1 protein-coding gene and 1 pseudogene are annotated in these 4,328 nt (G+C 37.8%); both read right to left on the bottom strand.

What is annotated here, in order from left to right; all coding sequences use genetic code 11:
- Positions 1-1,952, bottom strand: a pseudogene (locus ACFIMI_RS07625) (hypothetical protein); the annotation flags it as partial.
- A gap of 825 nt (positions 1,953-2,777) precedes the next feature.
- Positions 2,778-4,328: Vomp family autotransporter (locus ACFIMI_RS07620; RefSeq protein ID WP_375685957.1), on the bottom strand; the 1,551-nt coding region annotated here is incomplete at its 5' end.

Here is a 4,328-nt window from a genome sequence, read left to right as displayed (position 1 = left end):
TCTTGCTGAACAAAGCTCTCGCTTTCCACTTTGGTAATCACATTATTAACCTGTTCAGTCAATTTATTCTGAACATTCGTGATAGAACTTCCAACACCTGTAAGTGCATCAGCTACATTCTTATAATTCTTGTCAAAAGAAGTACCATCCTCACTAAACTGCTTGATCTTGAAATCCGGTGCTTTCCATATGCCCACTTCATCATATCCAGCACCTCCACCAAAATAGGTTGCAAGCGTGTTACCCATTGCATAAAGTTGACTACCAATGACAGCATCCGTTGAGCCGGGGCTGATCTCAGCCTTTTCTAGAAACGTAATTCTACTGTTTTCCTGTGTCCTTACAACTCTGCCTTTTTCTTCTTGCTTCTTCTCATGACGCGCTACAAAGGCATTGACCTCATCATTCCATAACAAAGAATCCTGTGCTACTCCTTCAGAAACTTCTTTAATCCGTGCATTCACATTCTTGATATTTGTATCAAGACCAGTAAATGCACTACCAACATTTTTAAAAGAGCCCTCTGTTATATTACCCTTTGTATCAATCTTGGATAAGTTATAAGTTGGTCCCGTCATAGCAGAACCAGCAACTCCTGCACCTCCACCAAAATATTTTGATGTATTCGCCATAGCCGTTTCCAGATTTCTCGCTGTGGACGAAAGACTCTCATTGGTTTTGCTTAACTGTGAAAAATTAACTGCATCGTTCGCTCCAGTGCCATCAGACACTCCTGTAATCTTTTTACCCCCAGCATCTATCCCAGAAATGATTATTTTCGGTCCACCTGTAATCACTAAGCCTGTTGCGTCTAGGGTATTGCTTCCTGCAGTTACTTTATTGACTGCGATTTCCTTAGCTAGATCAAATTTTATATTATTATTATCTTTGCCTTTGCTAATTTGAAGATTTTCACTTGCCGCTGATAAATCGATCTTGCTCTCTATACCGATAGTTGTAGCATCTGCACCACCAACAGACAGCTGCCAACCTTTATCTACGTAATTTTGTAATGACTTTATCTGCGCAACATTTACTGCATCAGTCAGTTCAGAACCAGCTGCTACCCCTATAATTTGTCGCGTTCCCTTCTCGCTGAGATTACCAACACTCATGGCACCATAAACACTCTTCCATTGAACTTCAGTACCTGTTGCATTCGCTTTCTTATTAGGAGAATAGCCAAAAACACCTCTAGCCCTATCGGCGACAGAATTGTAACCTAGCGCAACACCGCCCGATTCTTTCACTTCTGCCCATGCACCAACAATGGTGGCAGCAGAAGCGTAGTCTTTCGTGCTGTTGCCAACAATAGTAACACCTTCAAACAGATTACTTTGTGAATATGTCTGTATGCCGTTACCAATAGCAATAATATTAATGGCATTCGCATTCTGATTTTTTCCTATTTTTATATCATCATTAGTTGCATACGTACTCACCCTCCTTGCTAAACTATTAACGCCAGACAGCAAAATATCATCACTATTATCGTCCTCAACAGGCAGCATCCACCCTTTTTTAACAAATGTTTTTGGCAATTTTCGCACAGCAATATTATCCGCACTCATGCTTTTATCGTTAACCGCTATTCTTGTAAGCTGTGGCACTTTCTTATCACCAACATTTCCAACTCGCGCAGAACGGCTACCTTCTGTCAAAACATTTACGATAGGACTCTTATCTCTCTTACCAGAAAGGGTTTTGGTTAAAAAATTTGCGTAATCTTCAGAAGCATTCAAACCAGCAACAGAGAGAAGGCTTTGTGGATAAGACACACCGGCACTTTTTACACCTTCAAGAAACGTGTTTCTAAAATCAGGATTTGCTGAAAAAACAGGCGTAACATTCGATAAGAATGTAGCCGCTATAGCCAACGAAAGAACTTTAACAAAAGAAAAACGAGAACGTTTTAATTCACTCGCTGCTTGTGGGGCATATAATTTTTTCATAACAAACTCTCCAATGAAAAAACTTAAAAACACCTCCAAAACATAAAAAAGACACATTTTAGCATTATTGATGTCTTTGGAATTCAGAGTAGACGATCATTGCTTAGAGTGTGAACATTTTGAGTCTTTAGTCTTGTTTTGTTTGTGCTCTTTGTATTGAGACCTAAATGTTTGTCTTTTTGATTATGTTTTGTGGACATAAAGATGACACATTTAGAGTCTAAGTTTTTTAGTGTGCTGTTTTTTCTAACTAAAAAGGGGTCTTTATATTTAATATTACATTTTACTTGGTAGTGGTTACTATAAAATCCTTTGTACTAGGTTTTAGTATGTATTTTCCTAATTATAGACTTTATTTTTATTAGAAAGCATGGTTTTATTAATAATAAGTAAAGTAAAAAGAAATTGTAATATGTCCGGAATATAGTTTTCCTTGGATAACTGGCTTTTTAGTTGGATTTTTTCTTTTTAATATATCATATAATGATATATGCGCGGTCCCGTGATGTACCTTTTATCTTTACGCACTACTTATCCCCCTTTGAATTATTTTATCAAAATGAGTCTTACTAATATACACTCCCATATTGCTATAGGCTGTTCAAGAAAATAGCAACATAAAAATATAGCTTTTTAGCAATATGGATTCTACTGTGATCTTTTTTCAACAAAATATAGAAAAATCTTCTATAAAACCTCACAGTTTATAGCCTCATCAAATATTATGCTTATCTCTAGATAAATACTGTGCGTCTGTAAAAAAAAATATCCACCCTTATTTCAATAAATAAGGGTGGATGTTTTGTTCTATTTTCGTTGTTCGTATTATTTTATTTTCAGAGTGATTGCACCACCTATGCCCCAATGACCACCAGCACTCGTGGCAGAGAGATTAGAGCGGATTTTTCCGTTTTCAGATGTATAACCAGCACCAAGGGCAAATGCGGATTGTCCACGCCATGCGCCGCTACCAAATGAGACACTCAAAGATCCCGGCTCGTCAAAGTAACGTAGGTTGGATACTGCTAGACCAACGGCGGCTGCTTGCCTTGCCTCTTTCCGTACGCTCTTAATGTCATAACTTAAAATATTAAACTTCATATCTGTATATCGGTCAGACCGATCAACAGCATCATCAATGGCATTAATAACAATATTATCCACCCGACTATCCGTATATTTTTTTGCATCATCGAGAACAATTTTCATCTGTTGCTGAGTGTAATCATGTAGTTGACCACCATTCACAGCTTCTTTCGAACCTTGTTCAATGCGACCATTGGCAACATTATCAATCATAACAGGTTCACTTTCGTTGCCACCTTTTAGAGTGATCTTATTGGTTTTTTTACCATCAGCATCTTTATCATAGTTAACTGCACCATCAGAAAGATTATTAACCGTGTTCTCAATATTATCAACTCTGTCTTCAATATTGAAAACCGTTTCACCAATATTCGTAACCGTAGTGGAAATATTGTCGACTCTGTTTTCAATATGCTTAATATCTTTTTCAACGCCAGTGATACGTTCGTTGGTTTCCCAAAGCTGTCCACCATTGACTGCATCTTTTGAACCTTCTGCAATTTTACCATCTGCTACATTGATAATCTTACTTGGTTGACCATCATGGCTAGCGTCATAAGCTTTTTTCTGCTCATTCCAATTTAAACCATTGGACGAGACATTGTTTTCAACACTTTGAATACGGTCGTTTATCTTAGACATACTCTCACTTACGCCGTCAAAAGCACTGGCAACGTTATGATAATCCTTCTTTTCACCAGAGCTCCCGTCAGCCTTGAATTGTGCTATCTTGAAAGTAGGAGCAGTCCATTCTCCATTATTATAGCCAGCGCCACCACCAAAATATGCAGCAAGCTGATTACTCATCAAATAAAGTTGCGAACCATTTATAGCATCGGTTGAATTAGCAGAAATATCTCCATTGGCAAGAAACTTAATTTTGCTATTGGTTTTTTCCTCTCCATGCTGTGCTACAAATGCCTGCTCATCATTGCTCCACAACAAAGCATCCCCTTTGACTTCTTGTGTAATATCATTGATTTGTTGTGTAAAATTATTGACCACATTCGTGAGATGACTATTCACACTCTTCACATTTGCATCGAGACCACTCAAAGCTGAGCCAACATCATGATAATTGGCTTTTGCCACCTGACCATCTTCAACAATAACAGATAAACTATAGTTTGGTCCTTTAAAAGCACCATTTTCGAACGAGGCACCACCACCAAAATAATTTGCTATATCTCCAGATATTTTATTAATTTGGTTCCCATTGATCGCATCATGCGAATCTTCAGCAATTTTCCCATCTTTAACATTATGGAGGGAAACGGGTGCTGTAGTCTT

It is taken from the genome of Bartonella sp. AP4SXKL (assembly GCF_042195845.1).
Lineage (GTDB): Bacteria > Pseudomonadota > Alphaproteobacteria > Rhizobiales > Rhizobiaceae > Bartonella.
This window is presented reverse-complemented; position numbering and strand designations above follow the sequence as displayed.